The sequence below is a fragment of the Hydrogenophaga taeniospiralis CCUG 15921 genome, from assembly GCF_001592305.1.
GTDB lineage: Bacteria > Pseudomonadota > Gammaproteobacteria > Burkholderiales > Burkholderiaceae_C > Hydrogenophaga > Hydrogenophaga taeniospiralis.
Map to the genome: position 1 here is coordinate 65,603 of NZ_BCWR01000019.1, position 16,277 is coordinate 81,879.

15 protein-coding genes are annotated in these 16,277 nt (G+C 69.9%); 1 reads left to right on the forward strand and 14 read right to left on the reverse strand.

All coding sequences use genetic code 11. The annotated features are described in order from the left end of the window. The 9 genes from HTA01S_RS20585 to HTA01S_RS20625 all read right to left on the reverse strand — a co-directional run bounded on the left by HTA01S_RS20585 (position 1) and on the right by HTA01S_RS20625 (position 10,693). The gene (locus HTA01S_RS20585) at positions 1 to 1,308 is read right to left on the reverse strand and encodes a CpaF family protein (RefSeq protein ID WP_068174744.1); all 1,308 of its coding nucleotides are present in this window, start codon (positions 1,306 to 1,308) and stop codon (positions 1 to 3) included. A gap of 12 nt (positions 1,309 to 1,320) precedes the next feature. After that, positions 1,321 to 2,601: an AAA family ATPase gene (locus HTA01S_RS20590; RefSeq protein ID WP_068174745.1), complete on the reverse strand. Its 1,281-nt coding sequence runs from the start codon at positions 2,599 to 2,601 to the stop codon at positions 1,321 to 1,323. Between the two features lie 22 nt (positions 2,602 to 2,623). Next, positions 2,624 to 3,943, reverse strand: coding sequence for a type II and III secretion system protein family protein (locus HTA01S_RS20595; protein ID WP_084236381.1), 1,320 nt, complete (start codon positions 3,941 to 3,943; stop codon positions 2,624 to 2,626). A 35-nt stretch (positions 3,944 to 3,978) separates the two neighbouring features. After that, positions 3,979 to 4,977: a Flp pilus assembly protein CpaB gene (cpaB, locus tag HTA01S_RS20600; protein WP_068174749.1), complete on the reverse strand. Its 999-nt coding sequence runs from the start codon at positions 4,975 to 4,977 to the stop codon at positions 3,979 to 3,981. Between the two features lie 54 nt (positions 4,978 to 5,031). After that, positions 5,032 to 5,529: a prepilin peptidase gene (locus HTA01S_RS20605; protein WP_068174751.1), complete on the reverse strand. Its 498-nt coding sequence runs from the start codon at positions 5,527 to 5,529 to the stop codon at positions 5,032 to 5,034. A 15-nt stretch (positions 5,530 to 5,544) separates the two neighbouring features. Next, positions 5,545 to 5,772 (reverse strand): Flp family type IVb pilin, encoded by a 228-nt coding sequence (locus HTA01S_RS20610; RefSeq protein WP_322788368.1) that lies wholly within the window; start codon positions 5,770 to 5,772, stop codon positions 5,545 to 5,547. 687 nt (positions 5,773 to 6,459) lie between these two features. Continuing rightward, a complete protein-coding gene (locus HTA01S_RS20615; protein ID WP_174545211.1) occupies positions 6,460 to 8,142 on the reverse strand; it encodes a SulP family inorganic anion transporter in 1,683 nt (560 codons plus the stop codon). Between the two features lie 246 nt (positions 8,143 to 8,388). Further along, positions 8,389 to 9,714 (reverse strand): sulfatase family protein, encoded by a 1,326-nt coding sequence (locus HTA01S_RS20620; protein ID WP_068174754.1) that lies wholly within the window; start codon positions 9,712 to 9,714, stop codon positions 8,389 to 8,391. Between the two features lie 7 nt (positions 9,715 to 9,721). Then, positions 9,722 to 10,693, reverse strand: a complete 972-nt coding sequence (locus HTA01S_RS20625) for a Bug family tripartite tricarboxylate transporter substrate binding protein (RefSeq protein WP_068174756.1) — start codon at positions 10,691 to 10,693, stop codon at positions 9,722 to 9,724. 120 nt (positions 10,694 to 10,813) lie between these two features. Here HTA01S_RS20625 and HTA01S_RS20630 point away from each other — a divergent pair, with 120 nt between their 5' ends. Then, positions 10,814 to 11,317: a MarR family winged helix-turn-helix transcriptional regulator gene (locus HTA01S_RS20630; protein ID WP_068174758.1), complete on the forward strand. Its 504-nt coding sequence runs from the start codon at positions 10,814 to 10,816 to the stop codon at positions 11,315 to 11,317. A 22-nt stretch (positions 11,318 to 11,339) separates the two neighbouring features. Here the strand turns inward: HTA01S_RS20630 and lhpI are convergent, their stop codons facing one another. The 5 genes from lhpI to HTA01S_RS20655 are packed head-to-tail and all read right to left on the reverse strand — an operon-like array spanning position 11,340 to position 16,123. After that, on the reverse strand, positions 11,340 to 12,299 hold the full coding sequence (lhpI, locus tag HTA01S_RS20635; protein WP_068175020.1) for a bifunctional Delta(1)-pyrroline-2-carboxylate/Delta(1)-piperideine-2-carboxylate reductase: 960 nt from the start codon (positions 12,297 to 12,299) through the stop codon (positions 11,340 to 11,342). Positions 12,300 to 12,352: 53 nt separating this feature from the next. Next, on the reverse strand, positions 12,353 to 13,099 hold the full coding sequence (locus HTA01S_RS20640; RefSeq protein ID WP_174545212.1) for an ABC transporter ATP-binding protein: 747 nt from the start codon (positions 13,097 to 13,099) through the stop codon (positions 12,353 to 12,355). Next, positions 13,096 to 14,286 (reverse strand): ABC transporter permease, encoded by a 1,191-nt coding sequence (locus HTA01S_RS20645; RefSeq protein ID WP_068174762.1) that lies wholly within the window; start codon positions 14,284 to 14,286, stop codon positions 13,096 to 13,098. Before HTA01S_RS20645 ends, HTA01S_RS20640 begins: the two co-directional genes overlap by 4 nt. Beyond that, complete coding sequence (locus tag HTA01S_RS20650; protein ID WP_068174764.1) at positions 14,283 to 15,494, reverse strand: efflux RND transporter periplasmic adaptor subunit; 1,212 nt, start codon at positions 15,492 to 15,494, stop codon at positions 14,283 to 14,285. Before HTA01S_RS20650 ends, HTA01S_RS20645 begins: the two co-directional genes overlap by 4 nt. Continuing rightward, positions 15,491 to 16,123: a TetR/AcrR family transcriptional regulator gene (locus HTA01S_RS20655; RefSeq protein WP_068174765.1), complete on the reverse strand. Its 633-nt coding sequence runs from the start codon at positions 16,121 to 16,123 to the stop codon at positions 15,491 to 15,493. The genes HTA01S_RS20650 and HTA01S_RS20655 overlap by 4 nt, the downstream gene beginning before the upstream one ends. Positions 16,124 to 16,277: the final 154 nt, after the last annotated feature.

Sequence of the window (16,277 nt, forward strand, 5' to 3'; positions counted from 1 at the left end):
TCAGCTGTCCTTGTGCTGACGCTGCAGCACCTGCCGCAGGCGCACGATCTTGGGCGAGTGCGGGCTGATGCCCAGCGAGATCCAGCGGTCGCGCTCGTCTCCGTCGGGCAGGGGCTGCGGCTCGTAGCGGAACAGCTCCTGCATGGCGACCACGTTGTCGTTCAGGCCGGTGATCTCGCTGATCGAGATGATGCGGCGCCCGCCGTTGGGCAGGCGCCCGATCTGGATGATGAAGTCGATGGCGTTGGCGATCTGGCGCCGCAGGCTGACCTCGCTGCCCTGGTAGCCGGCAAAGCCCGCGAGCATCTCCAGCCGGTACAGGCACTCGCGCGGCGAGCTGGCGTGGATGGTGCCCATGGAGCCGTCGTGCCCGGTGTTCATGGCCTGCAGCATCTCGATCACTTCGGCGCCGCGCACCTCGCCGACGATGATGCGGTCCGGGCGCATGCGCAGGCTGTTGCGCAGCAGGTCGCGGATGCTCACGTTGCCGGCTCCGTCGTAGCTGCCGGGCCGGCTTTCCATGCGGACCACGTGCGGGTGGTTCAGGGCCAGCTCGGCCGTGTCTTCGATGGTGACCACGCGTTCGTTGTCGGGCACGAAGCTCGCCAGCGCGTTGAGCAGGGCGGTCTTGCCCGAGCTCGTGCCGCCGCTGATCAGGATGTTGCAGCGCGCGCGCACCGCCATCTCCAGCAGTTGCGCCATGGCCAGGTCGAAGGTGCCCAGCTTGAGCAGGTCTTCCGGCGTGAGCGGGTCCTTGCGGAACTTGCGGATCGACACCACCGGGCCGTTGATCACCAGCGGCTCGATCACCACGTTGATGCGCCCACCGTCGCTCAGCCGCGCGTCGACCATGGGGTTGGACTCGTCTAGCCGCCGGCCGATGGGCGCGAGGATGCGCCGCACGATGCGCATCAGGTGCGCGTTGTCGGCGAAGTTGAGCACCGCCTTCTGCAGCACCCCGTGCTTGGAGACGTAGATCTGCTTGCTGCCGTTGATCAGGATGTCTTCCACCGCCGGGTCGTTGAGCATGTCCTCCAGCGGGCCGAAGCCGGCGAACTCCTTGGTCAGGGCCTCGGCCAGGAGCTGGGTCTCCTGGCTGTTGATCGGCACCCGGTGCAGCCGCACCAGGCTCTCGCACTCCAGGTTGACGAACTGCTGGATCGAGCTGCGCGACCAGCGGCCGAACTCGGCCCCGAGCTCCTCGATCCGGTTGAGCAGGTGTTCGTGGATGAAGGCCTTGATGGTCTGGAACTCCTGCGAGTTCTGGAAGGTCTGCCTGTCGTCGGAAAACTCAACGTCCAAAGTCATGGTGGTGCTTCCTTAACTCTTCCACTTGCCGATCAGCTGGGCCATGTACCGCGCCCAGATGCCGGGGCCGGCCGAGGGGGACGGGGTGCCGCCGGGCCAGGGCCCGAGGCTGCGGATCATCCCGCCCAGGGCCGTGACGTAGGGGTCGTTGCGGGCCACCCGCGAGATCAGTTCGCCCTTGCTCGCGGCGATCAGCAGCGGGGTGCTGCGGTCGGGGATCACATGCCCCAGCGGGATGCCCAGCCGCGCGGCGATGTCGCTCGCCGGCAGGCCGATGCTGGGGCTGTACTTGTTGAGCACGAGGGCGAAGTGCTGGGTGTCCAGGCCGCGGTCGCGCAGCTCGCGCAGCAGCGTGGAGGTGGACACGATGCCGCCGATGCTCTGGTCGCAGACCACCCAGACCTTTTCGGCGTCGCGCACCGATTGCGCCACGAAGTCCACTGTGCTGAAGCCGCCCAGATCGGTGATCAGGAAGTCGTAGAAGTCGGAGAGCCGCCGGATCAGCGAGACCGACTCCGCGTGCGACACCTCCTTGATCTGCGCCAGGCTGGCCGGCAGCGGCAGCAGCGCCATGCCGCTGGGGTGGTGGGCCAGCGCCGTCTGCAGCAGGGTCTGGTCCAGCCGCTTGAGGTTGCGCACGCCGTCGACGAAGCTGAAGCTGCTCTCCTGTCCCAGGTAGAGCAGACCGTCGCGCGCGGGCAGCCCCAGGTCGAGCAGGACCACGCCCAGGCGCTGGGCCAGCCGGTTCGCCGCCTGCGGCTGCGCCTGCGCCGCGTTGCGCATTTCCTGCAGACTCACCGCGAGGTTGCTCGCCAGGGTGCTGACCCCCAGGCCGGGGCGCGCGCCCAGCAGCGCGATGGTGCGGCCGCGGGCCTTCTCGCGGTCGCTCAGCCGGCGCACCATGAGCGCCTGCATGACCGACTGCACCGCCTCGTTCGACGCGCTGACGAAGACGAAATCGTCGACCCCGCTGCGCAGCGCGAGCAGCGTGCACTGGGTGTCGGTCTCGCGGCCCGTGCCGATCAGCAGCACCTCGGGCCAGTCGCGGCGCAACAGGTCCACGATGCGGCCGGCGCGCGCGGCGTCGACGTCGCTGAAGTCGAGGAACACACACTGGGGGTGCAGCATCGCGACCCGCTCGCCGACGGTGTTTTCGTCGACCGCGACCGTGGTCACCGAGCCCAGGTCCGCCAGCGCGTGGGTCAGCCAGCTGATGTGCGGGCCCTGCACCGAGACGTACAGGTAGACGCTGTCGGCGACGCTGTGAAGAGGGGTGAATGGGGCGTTTTTCATCGTGGGCATGCCGCGGGCGGCCTCATTGGGAAAAACCGGGCAGGGCTTCGTCGGCGGTGGTGCCGATGAAGTGGCCGCGCCAGACCGCGGGGTCCCGGATCTCGCGGGCGCCGGGCAGCGCGCTCTGGAGGTCGGTGCCGCGCGCCAGCGGCCTGACCAGGGTCGGCGTCACCACGATGACCAGTTCGGTCTCGTTCTGCTGGTAGTTCTGCCGCTTGAAGAACGCGCCCAGCACCGGGATGTCGCCCAGGCCGGGCACCTTGTCCACGTTGGAGCTCGTGGTGCGGCTGACCAGGCCACCGATGACGAAGCTCTCGCCGTCGCCGAGTTCGATGGTGGTGTCGGCCCGCCGGGTGGAGATCGCGGGCACCGACATGCCGCTGAGCGTGACGGCGTTGGTGTAGTCCAGATCGCTCGCCTCGGGGGCCACCTTGAGCACGATGCGCTCGTTGGACAGCACCGTGGGCGAGACCGTGAGGCCGATGCCGAAGGGCTTGAACTCGATGGTGGAGGTGCCCAGGCCCTGCGCGACCGGCACCGGGATCTCGCCGCCGGCCAGGAAATTGGCGCTTTGCCCGGACAGCGCCACCAGCGTGGGTTCGGCCAGCACGCGCGCCAGCCCGTTGCTTTCGAGCAGGCCGAGATTGAGGCCGAGGTTGGCCTTGCCGAAGCTCATCACCAGACCGAAGGCCTGCGCCAGCGGCGAGATGGACTCGGTGGCGAGCTCCCCGTTGGCCCCCCAGGTGGCTTTGGTCAGAGAGCTGGGGGAAAAGACGCCGAAACTGAAGCCGCGCTGGTTGGGCGCGGTGCTGAACAGGTTCAGGCCGGCCTGTTTGAGCACGCGCTTGTTGAACTCCACCACCTTCACGTCCACCTGCACCGTGTGGCTCTTCACGTCCACCCGGGCCTGGTTGACCAGCAGCTCGTCCTTGCCGCGCGCGGCCTCGGCCGAGCGGGCGGCCTGCAGGTAGGCCTGGGTGCTGGGGTGGGTCTGGTCCAGCGTCTGCTCGCGGCGCCGCACCTCGATGGCGTAGCGCCTGGCGTCCTTCTCGCCCGTGACCCACAGCATCAGCGAGGTGCTGCCCGCGGCCTTGGCCGTGATCAGCACGCGCACCGCTTTGCCGTTCAGGCCGGCGCGCGACAGCGCCATGCTGGCGACCGCTTCGTCGGCGATGGCGATGCGCTCGATGCCCTGGTCGAACAGCAGCTCGTGCATCGTCCCCTGGGTCAGCGACAACACTTGCTGCGATGCGGCCGGCTGGGCGGCGAAGGCCGGGCCGGTGGCGAGCAGCGTGGACAGGACGCAGGGCCCCAGGAGGGTGTGGCGGTGCAAGGGCTTCATGGGGGCGCTCTTTCGGGTGGGGCGGTGCGGGCGGTTCATGGCAGGCGCACCGTGTTGACCTGGCCCGCGCGGATCACCTCGACGCTGGGTCCCGCGGGCGGCGGGGCGGGGGCGCCGGCCCGGCCGGCGGGTGGCGCGGCCTGGAAGCGCCGCACCCCGACCGCCCCACGCTGTGCCTGGGCGCCCTGGGCCAGGTTTTCCATGGCGAGGCCGCCGAGGGCGCGGTCCGTGCCCTGCAGTTCGGCGACCGGGGTTGCGTCCTTGGCGCCGCGGTGGATCGCGGGTTGCAGCACCGTGGGCCACGCCGCGTACAGGTCGGCGGTGGGCACGGCCGCGTCCGTCGGGTTGCGCAGCGTCAGCGACAGTCGGCCGTTGGCCTCGGCCAGCAGCACCGCGTTGACCTCTTCGACCCGGATCGCCAGCACCGCCGTGCGGGCCTGCTCGGTGGGCTTGGGCGCGGCTGCGGGCGCCGCCGCCTTGCCGTTGGGGGGCGCGGGGCCGTCCAGCGAGCCGGGGCCGTAGGCCAGGACCCGTTTGCGCGAGAGCAGCATGCGGGCCTGGCTGCGGTCGATCTCGCCGTTGTCGCGCTTGAGCGCGAAGAACACGTCGACGTAGTCGCCCGGGCGCACCCGGTTGCCCACGCTGCTGACTTCGTCCATCTTGAGCGCCACGGCCCGTTCGCCCGGCTCGATCAGCGTGGCGAGCCCGGCCGCCAGGTGCTGGGCCAGCACTGGCGTGTCCACGCCCAGGGGCAGGGTCGAGGTCTGGCCGACGATGCCCTGCGTGTCCTTGAACGCGCCCACCGGGTTGATGCCCAGCTGGACCGTGCGCAGGTCTTCCGGCTGGATGGGCTGGCCGGCCGCGATGGGCCGGGCGGCCACCACCACCGTGTGCTGGGGTGGCTGGGGCGCGGTGCGGGTGGCCGCGGCCCGGGCGGCCGGGTCAGGCTGGCGGCTGAGAACCCAGGCGTATCCCCCCAGGACCAGCGCGGCCAGCACCAGCAGGGCCGCCAGGATTCTTGTCAGGTTGAACATAGGGCTCCCATGGAATGAAAAATGAACCTTCCGGCGGGGCGCCACGGTGCGGGCTCACGGCGGCACCGGCAGGTGCCGCCAGAGCGTGAACGCCAGGGCGACGATCGACATATAGGCCGCCAGCGGGATCTTTCGTCCCGGTGATCTGGCGTCCGTTGGACCGGGTGGGGGCATCGGGGCCCGGTGACGCAGCGCGGACAGCGAGAGCACCAGCAGCGCGTGCAGCAGGGCCAGCAGGTTGGCCCCCAGCCAGGTGGCCAGCATCAGCTGTGGCCCCAGCCACAGGCCCAGCACCGCGCCCAGCTTGACGTCGCCCGCCGCCATCGACCCCAGGCCGTAGAAGGGCAGCAGCAGCGCCAGCGCCAACAGGCCGCCGAGCGCCGCGCGGGCCGCCGTGAGCTCAACCGGGTTCAGGTTCAGTGCCAGGGCGGCGAGGGCGCCCAGAGCGCCGGCCACCACCATCGCGTTGGGGGCTTTGCGGCGGGTGGCATCGAAAAAGACGGCCACCAGAAGAAACGCCACAAAGCCCGCGAGAACCAGGCCCGCGGTCACACGGAGCTGGTTCTGCTAGCCGCCGGCCGCAGGAACGACCAGCGCGGCACTGATGGCCTGAAAGATGAGGACAAGCTTGTCCCCGACAGAAGTAAGGGTCAGCAGAATGGCGACCGAAATCAGGCCCGCAATGAGGCCGTATTCAATGGCGGTGGCGCCCTCTTCGTCTTGCCAGAAAGTCAAAAGCTTATTTTTCATCATCAAGTCCCTGGAAAAAGTGAATGCACGTTGAAGAAAGAACATTCCAAATTGCCTTGCGACAACTTGTAACAACTCAAAGCACTTTTAATGCCAGCCGAATTCAGGGCGGTTGGGGCAGGGTCTGATAGACCCCATGAACCCGATCCGCACGGGCCGCGCTCGCAGAAAACGCAGCACGCCGCCCTTGTGGGGCGGCGCGTCGGGCTGGAGTGTTGTGTGTACGGCGATAAGTCATGGGATGTGTTCCTGGCCAACGTAACGGGGGCGTAACGAGCAATCGATTGGGAATGTTACGTAACGATGCGGGCTTTGACTGATCGAAAAATTGGAATTCGTGAGTTACTTTACATCCCGTCACAGGCGGATACGGTCGAAGGGTTTTCCGGAAATATTTCACGCTTTTTTGCGGAAATCGGGGTGATCTATAAGTCAATGGACTACGTGGCTTTGCCAGGCAATCGTTGGCATTTGGGGGTTAAATGAGTTCTTTCCCATTAATGAATTCCGGAGCAATCGTTGGCGTTTTTGCGCAACGCCCGGGACGCCCCCTGGGCGCCATTCGTTGGATATGGCAGCCCGATCCGGCCTGAACGGGCGCCAAAAAAATGAGGCCACCGCGCGACAGGTGGTGAATGTGCGCCGCTGCGAAACGGCTCGCGAAGGAGAAGGGGCCAGCCGCAGGGGCGGCTGGTGCCTTACCGTTGTGTCGCCAAAGCGAAAACCGGTTGCTCAGCCTGGTTGTGTGGCGGGGCTGTCCGCCGCTTCCCGCCAGGTCTCGCTGGCGTGCAGGGCCTCGGCTTCCGTGCGGTACAACTTGAGCCGGGGGCCTTCCTGCAGGTGGCCGGCGGTGCGCAGCAGGGTCTCCACCGGCAGCTTGATGCCCACCAGATGCAGGGTCACGCCCTGCTCGTGCAACTGGGCGCTCAGGCGGCCGAAGGCTTCCGCGCCGGTGGCGTCGATCCAGTTGATGGGGTGCGCGATCAGCATCACGTGGCGCGTGCCGGGGTGGGCGGCGAGGTGTTCCGTCACGGCGCGTTCAAAGGCGTTGGCGGTGGCGAAGTCGAGCGCCGCGTCCATGCGCAGAGCGTAGGTGGCCGGCGCCACGGGCGCCAGATGCCAGAGGTGGCGGTCGCGCAGGCTGCCGTCGGCGTGCAGCCCCACTTCGATGATGCGCGGGTGCAGCCGCAGGTACAGGAAATGGCTGAGCGCGATCATCACGCCGGTGATCACGCCCCAGTACAGGCGCGGCGCGCTCAGCACCGTCACCGCGAAGGTGGTGCCCGCCGTGACCGCCTCCACCCGCGAGATCGCCCACAGCCGCATGAAGGCGCGCGGCTTGATGAGCCCCATCACCGCCACCAGCACGATCGCCGCCAGCACCGCCAGCGGCACGTGGTGCAGCAGCGGCGTGAGCAGGAGCAGCGCGAGCAGCACGACGACCACCGAAAACACCGTGGCCCAGCCGGTCTGCGCGCCGGCGTAGAGGTTGAGCGCCGAGCGCGAGAACGAGGAACTGGTGGGGAAAGCGCCGCTCAGCCCCGAGGCCAGCTTGGCCAGCCCCTGGCCGATCAGGTCCTGGTCCTGGTCCCAGCGCTGCCCGCGTTTGCCGCTGTCCACCTTGGCGCTGGACGCGGTTTCCAGAAAGCTCACCAGGGTGATCACCAGGGTGGGCAGCAGCAGCTGGCCCAGCGTGGCCCAGCCGGGCCAGCCCGGCAGGTAGGGCGTGGGCAGGCCCTGGGGCAGGGTGCCGATCACCGCGCCACCGCCGGCCTCGAAGCCGGTGGCCATGCTGATGGCGGCGCTGCCCACCACCACCGCGAGCACGGTGGGAAAGCCCGGGCGCCAGCGGCGCGCCAGCAACAGCAGCACCAGGCTGCCCAGCCCGAAGGCCAGTGCCGGCCAGTGCGGGCGCGGCAGCTGGGTCCACAGGTCCTGCTGGGCCAGGCCCAGCAGCGCCGGCAGCTGCGAGCCGATGATGAGCACCGCCGCGGCCTGCGTGAAGGCCATGAGCACGGGCGAGTTCACCAGGTTGAGCAGCCAGCCAAACCGCACGAAACCCAGCACGATCTGCAGCAGGCCCGAGAGCAGCGCGAGCCAGACGGCCAGTTCGATCCACTGCACGCTGCCCGGCTCGGCCAGGCCAGTGAGCGAGGCGCTGACCAGCAGACAGGTGAGCGCGGTCGGCCCCACCGACAGCCGCACCGAGGCACTGAACAGCACCGCGATCAGCGCCGGCAGCATGGACGCGTAGATGCCGGTGATCAGCGGCATGCCCGCCAGCGCGGCATAGGCCACACCCTGCGGAATCACCATCAACCCCACCGTCAACCCCGCCATGGCCTCGCTGCGCAACAAGGCCACCGTGGGGCGCGGCCAGTTCAGGAAAGGAAGAAGGCGGTGCAGGCGGGACATGGGCAATTATTGGCGATGGCAAGCAAGGTGCAGCGAAGCGCCACCGGCGCGAAGTGCCCCACCCAGCATGCGGCGGGTTGACCCTGTGGCCACCGGCGCGAAGTGTCCCAACCCAGCACACGGTGGATTGACTCCGCGGCCGCCGGAGCGAAGTGCTCCAACCCAGCATGCGGTGGAACCGGCTCCGCCGGGCCACTCGCATGGCCCCCCTGGGGGGGTGACGCCGCAGGCGGCGCGGGGGGGAGCCTATCTCGCGGGCATGTCTTTCACGCTGTACCCCAGACTCACCGTCGCGTCCGCCGGGATCGGCGGCATGGTCGCGTCCCAGGCCAGCCACTGTTCGCGCAGGCGCGCCAGCCGCCCGGGCTCGCGCTTCGCCAGGTTGGCGCGCTCGCGGGCGTCGGCCGGGAGGTTGAACAGGTACTCGTGGCCGTCCACCATCAGGTATTTCCAGTCGCCCTCGCGCAGCGCGCGCTGGCCGCGATGGTTCATGCGCCAGTACATGGGCCGCTCGAAGCGCTGCGCCGGATCGCGCAGCAGGGCTTCGAGCGACACGCCGTCGAGCGGGTAATCGGGGTGTGGCTGACCGCCACCGAGCGCGAGCAGGGTGGCGGACCAGTCCATGGTCATGGCGTGTTGCGCGCTCACGCGGCCGGGCGGGACGACGGCGGGCCAGTGCGCGATCCAGGGCACGCGGATGCCGCCTTCGGTCAGGTCCATCTTGCCGCCCACCAGCGGCCAGTTGTCGGAAAAGCGCTCGCCGCCGTTGTCGCTGGTGAAGACGATCAGCGTGTTCTCCAGCAGGCCTTCTTCGCGCAGTGCGGCCACCAGCCAGCCGATGCCCTCGTCCATGTGGTGGATCATGCGGCGGTAGGCGTTCACGCTGCCGCCGTCCAGGTGGAACAGGTTCTTTGCCACCTCGGGCGCCACGTGCGCGTCGTCGCGCGTCTCCCAGGGCCAGTGCGGCGCGGTGTAGTGCAGGCTCAGGAAAAAGGGCGTGCCGCTGCGCGCCTCGGTCGCGCGCGCCTTCACGTGTTGCACCGCCTTGTTCGAGAACACGTCGGTCAGGTAGCCGACTTCCTTGTGCGTCTCATCATTGATGTAGAGGTCGTGGTCGCCGCTGGAAGAGCAGTGGGTGAAGTAGTCCACCCCGCCGGCCATGATGCCGAAAAATTCTTCGTAGCCCGAGCGCAGCGGGCCGAAGTGCGGCGGGTAGCCCAGGTGCCATTTGCCGACCAGTGCGGTGCGGTAGCCCGCGTCTTTCAGCAGCGAGGGCAGGGTGGGGATGTCGGGCGGCAGGCCCAGCGTGGCGCTGCCCTTGCTGCGGCTGTTGATGGGCTCTTCCAGCGCGCCACGCAGGCGGTACTGGTAGCGCATGGTGGCCATGGCGAAGCGCGTGGGCGAACACACGGGCGAGTTGGCGTAGCCCTCGGTGAGCTTGAGGCCGCCCGCGGCCAGCGCGTCGATGTTCGGCGAGACCGGGCCGTCCGGCCCGTCGCGGCCGCCGTAGCAGCCCAGGTCGGCGTAGCCCAGGTCGTCGCTGACGATGTAGATGATGTTGGGGCGTTGCATGCCGGGGTCAGTCCAGCTGGATGCCGGTGGCCTTGATCGGGCCTTCCCAGCGTTTCAGGTCGGCGGCCTGGGCGGCGGCCAGTTCGGCCGGGGTCGAGCCCACCGGATCGTAGCCTTGTTCGATCAGCTTGGCCTTGAGCGCGGGCGTGCGCACCGCCTTGGCCACGGCGGCGCTCAGCCAGTCGCGCAGCTCGGGTTTCAGGCCGGCCGGGCCGTACATGGCAAACCAGGCGGTGGCTTCCATGTCCACGCCCTGTTCCTTGAGCGTGGGCACCTCGGGCACCTGCGGGTCGCGCTGGGGGCCGGTCACGGCGATGATGCGCACCTTGCCCGCGCGGTGCAGCTCGGCGGTTTCGGTCACCACGTCGAACTTGTAGTGGATGTGGCCGCCCAGCAGCGCCGTGTTGGCCGGGCCGCCGCCCTGGAAGGGCACGTGCGTGAGTTCGGCGCCGGCCCGCTGGCCGAACAGCACGCCCATGAAGTGCGGCAGCGTGCCCTGGCCCGGCGTGCCGTAGGTGGCCTGGCCCGGGGCGGCCTTGGCCTTGGCCAGCATCTCGGCGACGTTCTTGACGCCCGCCGCCGGCCCGGCCACCACGCTGAACTGGAAGTGCGCCAGCAGCGAGATGGGGGTGAAGTCCGTCACCGCGTCGTAGTCCAGCTTCTTGTACACGTGCGGGAACAGCACCATCGGCCCGCTGGGCAGCAGCACCACGGTCTGGCCGTCGGCCGGCGCGCGCTTGACCAGGCCGAGCGCGATGCGCCCGCCCGCGCCGGGCTTGTTCTCCACGATCACCGAGGAGAAGTCGTTCTTCAGGCCTTCGGCCAACAGCCGGGCCAGCAGGTCGGCCGAGCCGCCGGGCGGGAAGCCCACCACGATCTTCAGCGGCGGTGCCGGGGGCTGGGCGAGGGCGGGGAGGGCCAGGGCGGCCGTGGCGGCCAGGGCCAGTGCGCTGGCGGCGGTGAAGGTGCGTCGTTGCATGCTTGTCTCCTGATTGATGTGCATCAAGCGGGTGTTTCCCCGCTGCAAGGCGCGATGCTAGGGATTCACAATCAATTGCAGAAATCAATCATTCCGGGTGTTTTCCCTGAGGCCGTGCCCATGACCCTTCCCGACCGGATCAGTGAGCCGCAGCGCCAGGGCGACCTGCTGCTGTACCGGATCCACCGCATCCAGACCACCGCCGGGCGGCTGGTGGTGCACCTGTGCGAAAGCGAGTTCGGCATCACGCGGCGCGAGTGGCGTGTGCTGTCGGTGCTGAACGACCACGAGGGTGTGTTGTCGTCCGTGCTGGCCGAGCACGCCATGCTCGACCGCGCCCGCACCTCGCGCGCACTCACCTCGCTGGCGGCCAAGAAGCTGGTCACGCGCCAGCCCCGCCCGTCGGACCGGCGCGAGGTGCATGTGTTTCTGACCGACGAAGGTCGGCAGATGCACGCGCAGATATTGCCGCGCGTGATGGCGATCAACCGCGAACTGGTGTCCGGTCTTTCGGCCCCGCAGCGCCAGCAGCTCGACCAGACCGTGGACGCCCTGCAGGCCCAGGCCAGTCGCATGCTGGCGGCGTCGAAGGCCCGACTGGCGCCGCTGGACGGGGGCGACTGAGGCGCCGCCGAGCGACGGACGCTCAGCCGCGCGCCGACTCGTAGACCAGCACGGCAGCGGCCAGGTCTTCCAGCGCCGAGCCGACCGACTTGAACACCGTGCGCTCGTGTTCTCCCTTACGGCCGGTGGCCACGCCCTTGGACAGCGTGGTCAGCGTGCCGCGCACGTCGTCGGCGCGCAGCACGCCGTGTTGCATGGGCACCAGCAGGTCGCCGCTTTTCTGCAGCGCTTCGTCGGTGTCCACGAACACGCGCGCGTCCTGGAAGCAGGCGTCGTCGGCCTCGCGCATGGCCGGGGTGAAGCTGCCGATCAGGTCCAGGTGCGAGCCCGGCGCCAGCCAGGCGCCGCGCACCAGTGGCTCGGTGGACAGCGTGGCGCAGCTCACGATGTCGGCCTCGCCGCAGGCGGCGGCCAGGTCGGTGCTGGCAAAGGCCGGCAGGCCCGCGGCGCGCACTTGGGCGGCCAGGGCCTGCGCCTCGCTGGCGCGGCGCGCCCACACCGTCACGCGCTCCAGCGGGCGCACCGCGCGGTAGGCGGCGGGCAGCAGTTGCGCCACGCGGCCCGCGCCCACCACCAGCAGGTGTTTGGCGTCGGCGCGCGCCAGGTACGAGGCCGCCAGCGCCGACGCCGCCGCGGTGCGGCGCTCGGTGATCTGGTCGCCGTCGATCTGCGCCAACGGCGCCCCGGTGCGCGCGTCGAACAGCAGGTAGCTGCTGTGCAGGCCGGGCAGGCCGCGTTTGGCGTTGCCGGGGGCGATGTTCACGATCTTCACGCCGTAGTACTTGCCCGGCAGCCAGGCCGGCATGATCAGCGAGGTCATGCGCCGGCTCGCGGCGTCGCCGCCCTCGCTGATGGGGCTGTTGATCTCGTGCACATGGCGCGGCGGGACTTCGCAGCCGCCGGCAAAACGCTCGCGCAGCGCGGCGATCAGGCGGTCAAAGGGCAGGGCGGCCCGGGTGGTGTTGGCATCGAACAATTGCATGCAGCGATGGTAGCGCCCGGCCATGGCGCCCGTCGGCGCCCGGTGCACGCTGGTCAGGCGTGGGCGCTGTCTTCCAGCGCACGCCCTTCGCCCGCTTCCTCGACCGTCTGGCCGTCGCGGATGTGGTAGATCCGCCGGAAGGTGGGAATGATCTTTTCGTCGTGCGTCACCACGATGATCGCGGTCTGCGCCTGGCGCGCCATCTGGTTCAGGATGCGCATCACCGCCAGCGCGCGTTCGCTGTCCAGCGGCGCGGTGGGCTCGTCGGCCAGGATCACGGGCGGCTTGTTCGCCAGCGCCCGGGCGATCGACACGCGCTGCTGCTCGCCGCCCGAGAGCTGCGAGGGCTCGGCCCGGGCGCGGTGCTGCACGTCCAGCGCGGTCAGCAACTCCAGCGCGCGGCTGCGCGCCTGGGCGTTGGGCAGGCCCGCCAGCATGGGCAGCAGGGCCACGTTGTCGGTCACGTCGAGGAACGGGATCAGGTAGGGCGCCTGGAACACGAAGCCGATGCGGTCGCGCCGCAGCGCGCGCAGGTCTTTCACTGTCCAGCCGTTGTCGTAGATCACTTCGTTGCCCAGGGTCATCTTGCCGCTGGTGGGCTCGATGATCGCGCCCAGGCATTTCAGCAGCGTGCTCTTGCCCGAGCCCGACGGCCCGACCAGGCCCACCACCTCGCCGGGCGCCACCTGCATGTTCACGTGTTTCAGCGCTTCCACGGCCGTGTCGCCGTGGCCATAGACCTTGCGCAGGCCTTCGATCAGGATGCCGCCTTGGGCTGGTGGGGTGTTCATGGGGTTCATCCGATCGCCGCGCCCGGGTCGACCTTGAGCGCCACCCGGATCGCCAGCGTGCTCGCCAGCGCGCACATCAGCAGCGTGGCCACCAGGCCGGCCACCGCGTCGCCCGGCAGCAGCAGCACGTATTTCGGGAACGCCGGCCCCCACACCGTGGCCGCCACCTTGCCCACGGCGAAGCCGATCAGGCCCAGGCCCAGCGCCTGCTGCAGGATCATGCCGGCGATGGTGCGGTCGCGCGTGCCGATGAGCTTGAGCACCGCGATCTCACGCAGTTTGCCCATGGTCATGGTGTAGATGATGAAAGCCACGATGGCCGCGCTCACGATGGCCAGGATCACGAGGAACATGCCGATCTGCTTGGCCGAGTTGGCGATCAGCTTCACCACCAGGATGTCTTCCATGCCGTCGCGCGTGTACACGCTCAGGTGCTTCCAGCGCCGTATCGGCGCGGCCACCTGCTCGGGCGTGAAGCCCGGCGCGGCCTGCACCAGCACCGCGTTCACGCTGCGGCTGCTGGTCTGCAGGGCTTGCACCGCCTCCAGCAGGCCGGGGCTGCCGGGGCGGTTGAAGGCCGGGTTGGCGGCGGTGCGCGCGCGCTCGTTCACGATGGCGTCGTTGTCTTTGAGGAACTGCGTTTCCTGCGCGTCCTTCAGCGGCACGAACAGCATCGGGTCGCCGCCCGACGACACCATGCGCTGGGTCAGCCCCACCACCGTGTAATCGTGCCGCCGGATGCGCACCGTCTCGCCGAGCTGAAAACCGGTCTTCACGTCGGCCACCGCCTCGTAGTGGCTGCGCGTGAGGTGCCGCCCGGCCACCAGGTAACCCGGCGCGCCGGGCAGGCCGGGCTCGATGCCGACCACCATCACGCGGTTGTCCACGCCGTGGCGCGCCACCTGCATGGTGAGGTAGGTCACGTTGGCCGCCGCCGCCACGCCCGGCATGCCGCGCACGCTCTTCACCACGTCGTCCTTGATGCTCGACGACTCGGCGTACGGCCCCTGCGTGTCTTTCTGCACCACCCACAGGTCGGCGCGGCTGTTGGCCAGCAGCGCGTGCGCGTCGTCCACCATGCCGCGGTACACGCCTGCCATCGTCAGCGTCACGCCGATCAAGAGGCCCAGGCCCAGCCCGGTCAGCACGTACTTGCTCCAGCCGTGCAGGATGTCGCGGCCCGCCAGGCTGATCACTTTGCCGCTCCCGCCGGCGGCGCCAGTTGCTCCACCACGCTGATGCGCGCATCGGGCTGGAGCGCCTTCTGGCTGTACAGCACCACCGTGTCGCCCTCGCGCAGGCCGCCGTCCTTCGGCCCCGTCACCTGCACCGTGCCGTCCAGCCCCTGCACGCCCGCCACCACCGGCACGAACCGCAGCCCGCCGTCTTGCAGCCGCCACACGCCGGTGGCGCCCTGGTGCTGCTGCAGCGCCGCGTTGGGCAGCAGCAGGCCCTCGGGCGTGGCCGGCAGGGCCAGCGTCACTTCGGCCATCTCGCCCACGGAAACGCCCGCGGGCAGGGCGTCCAGCGCCACCATCGCCAGCCGCTCCTCGGTCACGCTGTCGGCCAGCGGCTCCACGCGCACCACCTGGCCTGGCAGCACCTCGCCCGGGCGCGAGCGCAGCGCGATGCGCGCTGCGAGCCCCGGCGCCAGCCCGGCCGAGCGGCCCTGGTCCACCCGCAGCTTCACCCACAGGCTCGCCGGGTCCACCAGCCGCAGCACCGCCTGGCCCGCCACCACCGTGCTGCCGCCTTCGGCGTCGCGGCTGGCCACCAGCGCCGCGGCCGGGGCCACCAGTCTCAAATTGCCGCGCTGCTGCGCCAGCGCCGCGCGCTCGGCCCGCAGCCGAGTGATGTCCTGTGCGCTGCCGCCCAGGTTGGCCTGCGCCGCCTGCAGCCCCGCGTTGGCCGACGCCACTTCCTGCGAGCGCGCTTCCAGCGCCGCACCGCTGATGAAGTTCTGCCGCGCCAGGTCTTGGTTGCGTTTGAAATTCGCCGCCGCGAGCGCGCGCCGCGCCATCGCGTCGCCCACCTGCGCCTCGGCCGCCTGCCGCGCGCTCTGCGCGCGGGCCAGCGAGGCGTCCAGCGCCGCCAGCCGCTGGTCCAGGTCCACCGGGTCCATCTCGGCCAGCGCCTGGCCGGGCCGCACCGTGTCGCCCACGTCCACCTGCACCGAGCGCACCCGCCCGGCCACCGTGGGCCCCACCAGCCAGCTGCGCCGCGCCTCCACCTGGCCAATGCCGAAGATCTCCGGCGTCACGCGGCCGGTCTTCACCGCCGTCACCTGCACCTTCACCGGCGCCAGCGGCCCGGTGCGCAGCGCCACAAAGGCCAGCGCGGCCACCAGCGCCAGCGCCAGGCTGCCCAGCAGCAGGCGGCGTGTGTTCGTGGGTTTCATCGTCATGGGGAGCCTTCCGGGGAGGGGTCGGGCGGCGCGGTCCGTGCGGCCACGCCGTTGTGAAAAATGCGGTACACCTGCGGCGCCTGAGCGGCCATGCCCGCCACCTGGCCGCTCAGCAGCGACTGCATCACCAGCCCCTGCACCGAGCCAATGAACAGCACCGCCGCCGCCGCCAGGTCGGTGCCCGGCGCCAGCTGGCCCGCGGCCTGCGCGCGCTGCAGCAGGCCGGTGAGCAGCGCGCGGTAGGCCTGCATGAGCTGGCGCACCCGCGCCTTCAGCGGCGTGTCTTCGGGGTGCTGCAGCTCCTGAAAGATCACCCGCGGCACGCCGGGGTGCGCCACCACGAAATCCACATGCGCCAGAAACACCGCGCGCAGCGCCGCCAGCGGCTGCGCCTGCGCGTCGGCTGCGGCCTGCAGCCGGCCCAGCAGTTGCTGGTGGGCCAGGTCGATCACCGCGACCCAGATCGCTTCCTTGCTCTCGAAGTGGCGGAAAACCGCGCCCTGCGTGATGCCCACCGCCTGCGCCAGGTCGGCGGTCGTCACGGCGGCCGGGCTGCGCTCGGCGGCCAGCGCCAACGCGGCGGCCACCAGGGCGGCCTGGCGGGTTTCGGTGGGTTGTTTGTGCGGCATGTGGGCAATGTAATTGATTAATTACTTATATTCAATGGCCAGGAGGCGGGATGAGTGATGAGGGGGGCTTGACGCTGCGCACGGAGGGCTCCACCGCAAGGCGGTGACCGGCGGGGCTGACAAGACTATGGGTGGAGGTGGTCACAGACGGTGA